Below are 3,332 nucleotides of genomic sequence, written 5' to 3' on the forward strand. Positions count from 1 at the left end.
TTTTACAATACCCAAAGAATACATTCTGCTCTGGGGTATAAAACCCCTAAGCAGATCGAAGAGATGCTATTGGAAAAAGAAAAAATGGCAGCATAAAAAAGTCTCCTAATTTAAGTTGCAATTCCAACTTCTTCCACTGTAAATGCGAGACTAATGGCATTTTGCTGATAGAGCGTAGCACGCTTTACGGCTAATTCCTTTGCGGTATAATCGTTGAGGTTTTTACCGTCATAGACTACGTTTCCCTCCGTGGGTTGTTTCTCCCGGCAGAGGATCTTCATTAAAGTCGATTTACCAGCGCCATTGGCACCGAGTATGGCCACCATTTCTCCTTTGCGGATACTGAATGTGATGTCTTTCAACAAGTACCGCTTACCGATTTTATAACTAACGGACGCTATCCTTAACATATTTTATAATATTGTTCTATTGTAATATTTTCTTCTTGTCCTTATAAAGTATGTACAGGAACACTGGCGTACCCAACAATGCCGTGATCACTCCTATAGGGAGTTCTACAGGCGCGACCAGCACCCTTGCCAGCATGTCCGACAATGTCAGTACCAATGCTCCCAATAGTGCCGAGGCAGGTAATACCAAGCGGTGGTCTACACCACCTACCAAACGGATGATATGCGGGACTAACAAGCCGACAAATCCGATAATGCCTGTTACAGATACGCAAGCACCCACAGCCAATGTAGACAAAATGACCACGCCGCTTTTTATCTTATTAGGGTTCATGCCGATCTGTTCTGCCTGATGCTCGCCAATGGCAAAGAGGTTCAGCCCGCGACCGTAAAAGGGAAGCACAAATACCGGGATCAGCACGAAGGGTGTAATCCACCATATCATGTTCCAGTTTGCCCCTCCGAGACTACCCAACATCCAGAAAGTAATGGTGCGCAACTGCTGTTCGTCTGCCATATAGGTAACAAGACCTGTCAAAGCGCCCGCCAAAGCATTTATGGCAATCCCTGCCAACAGCATCGTCGCCACATTCGGTTTGCCATCTGTTTTGGAAAACTGATAGACTAACATTGCAGCCAATCCCGCTCCGGCAAATGCACCGAAAGCCAATAGGTAAAATCCCAATATATTACCCAGCGTAACAAACAGGACTGCCTCGAATCCGATGATAAGCACCGCAAAGAGTGAAGCTCCTGCTGATATACCGATTAATCCCGGTTCGGCAAGCGGATTGCGAAAGATGCCCTGGATGGCCGCACCCGAAATACCCAACGCCGCACCAACAAGTAATCCCAAAAGAACACGCGGCAGGCGTACATGCAACAGTACATTTTCAGCCAGATTATCTACGCTGACGTTCTTTACCAATCCTGCGCCTTTAGCCAGGATCTTTACGGTATCCATAACCGCTATTTTCATTGCACCCATTCCCAATGAAAGCAAGATGACCAAAACCAATCCGACGGTCAGGGTTATATATATAACTTTTGTTTTTGTCATGTATTATTGTCGTGAGCTACCTGCTTGTTAATTAATTGCTCTGTGCAATGCCAGTATCGCCTGGTCTAGCCGTGTTGCAAAATTGATCATCAGTGGTCCGTCTACGGAAACTATATTTTTATTTTTGCCAGCAGTCGTAAAAGCTACTCCCGGCATGCCCAGCACACCATTTTTCCCGCCGAGGCTTTCCATGCCGAAATCGAACAGCAACAGTGCATCCGGATTTGCATATACCAATGCTTCCGTGCTGTAGGTCTTATATTGGTTGAATTCCTGTATAGCATTGCGACCCCCGGCCAGCTCGATGATCGCTGCCATGCTGCTTCCTTTACCGGCTACGGTCATTGTACCTGTACCTCGCGCGTAGATGAAAAGTACCTTAGGCCTTTGTGTGCTCGCTTTGACCGTCTGCAACGCCCTATTTACACGCTGTTCTGTATCCAAAGCCAGCTTCTCGGCTCTGGCCTTTACGCCGAGTGCGGCACCTACCGCACGTATAAAGGCCAACGCTCCTTTGACAGAATATTCCTGTTTGAGGGCCACAAAACGTATACCGGAACCTTTCAGTGACTGGATAACACCATAAGGTACATCACCCTCGGGCGCGATGACCAAGTCGGGGCGGTAGGCCATCAACCCTTCCGCAGATACGGAACGGTTCTTACTGACCTTGGGTAGTTTCGTAATGCTAGCCGGAAATTCACTGGTCACGTCGACGGCAACAATTTGTTTTTCAAAGCCCATTGCCGCAACAGTTTCCGTAATAGCACCACCCAAGGTGATGATGCGTTTAGGCTGTGCTGTACCCGCAAGGGCATAAAAAAACAGTAGGCAGAAGGCGTAAATCCACCTCCATGATCTTATTTCCATAGTTTAAACGTTCGAACAATAAGGCACAAAAAAAGTATTTAATGCAGCTAAATACAAATTTGTAATCCAGTAGAAAAAAACGGATAGGATAAATAGGGGTCTTATTTTATAGGATAGTGATTTGGGTGTTAATTTGCTGATATTCATTTATTTGAATAGTTGTATAAGATTGTTTTTCTATAAGATATCGTCTAAAATAGCTTCGACAGGAAACGGATGGGATAAAAAATAAAACGGATAGGATAAAAGAAAAAACGGATGAGATAAACTACCTACAGGATGTTATAGACATATTTGCACTATATTTATTTAGAAAGATTATAAATAAAAAAGCAATTGTTATCACATTGAAATTGAAAGCTATTATCTATTGTCAGATGTTCATGCTCTTGTCTATATTGCCAAATCTTATTCAGGCTCAATCCGGTATCCGTGGTGGTCTGAATGGGGTCGTGTCTGATGCCGATGGACGACCCATTGCAGGGGCGATTATCCAATTGGAACCGGACCTGCACCAGGCGCAGACAGATGAAAAAGGAAGCTTCCAATTCAAAAATATCATAGCCGGGAACTATACCCTAAAAACAAGCTATCTCGGCTACCACGCATACAGCACCAAGATAAAAATCGAAGTCGGGCAGCGGAACACGTTGTCCATAGAATTGGAAAGGAATGAAACTTCACTTGAAACCGTAGAGGTAAAGGGTAAGGTCACTGCCGTCGATAACCTGTTGGATATCCAGCGCAGTGCCATGCCCGTGACCGTGATCAGCAAGGAGACCATTGCCCTGATGGGTAGCCGGAGGCTGGACGAGGTACTCCGGGAGCAGACAGGTATGGCTGTGGTCAATGATATTGGCGGCGGTGTGGAATTGCAACTTAAATTAGGAGACTTTTTTATGCTGCCATTTTTTCTTTTTCCAATAGCATCTCTTCGATCTGCTTAGGGGTTTTATACCCCAGAGCAGAATGTATTCTTTGGGTATTGTAAA

The 3,332-nt window shown here is 45.1% G+C and carries 4 protein-coding genes; 1 reads left to right on the forward strand and 3 read right to left on the reverse strand.

The window, feature by feature from the left end:
• Positions 1-110 precede the first annotated feature (110 nt).
• Genes H8B06_RS20400 through H8B06_RS20410 form a run of 3 tightly spaced genes read right to left on the reverse strand, consistent with a single transcriptional unit; the run spans position 111 to position 2,340 of the window.
• Positions 111-410 (reverse strand): ATP-binding cassette domain-containing protein, encoded by a 300-nt coding sequence (locus H8B06_RS20400; RefSeq protein WP_190996037.1) that lies wholly within the window; start codon positions 408-410, stop codon positions 111-113.
• Positions 411-426: 16 nt separating this feature from the next.
• On the reverse strand, positions 427-1,470 hold the full coding sequence (locus tag H8B06_RS20405) for a FecCD family ABC transporter permease (protein WP_190996038.1): 1,044 nt from the start codon (positions 1,468-1,470) through the stop codon (positions 427-429).
• 27 nt (positions 1,471-1,497) lie between these two features.
• Positions 1,498-2,340 carry a heme/hemin ABC transporter substrate-binding protein gene (locus H8B06_RS20410; protein WP_190996039.1) on the reverse strand — a complete coding sequence of 281 codons (843 nt, stop codon included), beginning with the start codon at positions 2,338-2,340 and terminating at the stop codon, positions 1,498-1,500.
• A gap of 347 nt (positions 2,341-2,687) precedes the next feature.
• Between H8B06_RS20410 and H8B06_RS20415 the strand changes: the two genes are divergently transcribed.
• Positions 2,688-3,287, forward strand: a complete 600-nt coding sequence (locus H8B06_RS20415; RefSeq protein WP_190996040.1) for a carboxypeptidase-like regulatory domain-containing protein — start codon at positions 2,688-2,690, stop codon at positions 3,285-3,287.
• The last annotated feature ends 45 nt before the right edge of the window (positions 3,288-3,332 follow it).

This window comes from Sphingobacterium micropteri (assembly GCF_014692515.1).
Lineage (GTDB): Bacteria > Bacteroidota > Bacteroidia > Sphingobacteriales > Sphingobacteriaceae > Sphingobacterium > Sphingobacterium micropteri.

Coding starts and splice junctions, on each gene's coding strand:
- H8B06_RS20410 (WP_190996039.1), bottom strand. CDS start 2,340: ATGGAAATAAGATCATGGAGGTGGATTTACGCCTTCTGCCTACTGTTT.
- H8B06_RS20405 (WP_190996038.1), bottom strand. CDS start 1,470: ATGACAAAAACAAAAGTTATATATATAACCCTGACCGTCGGATTGGTT.
- H8B06_RS20400 (WP_190996037.1), bottom strand. CDS start 410: ATGTTAAGGATAGCGTCCGTTAGTTATAAAATCGGTAAGCGGTACTTG.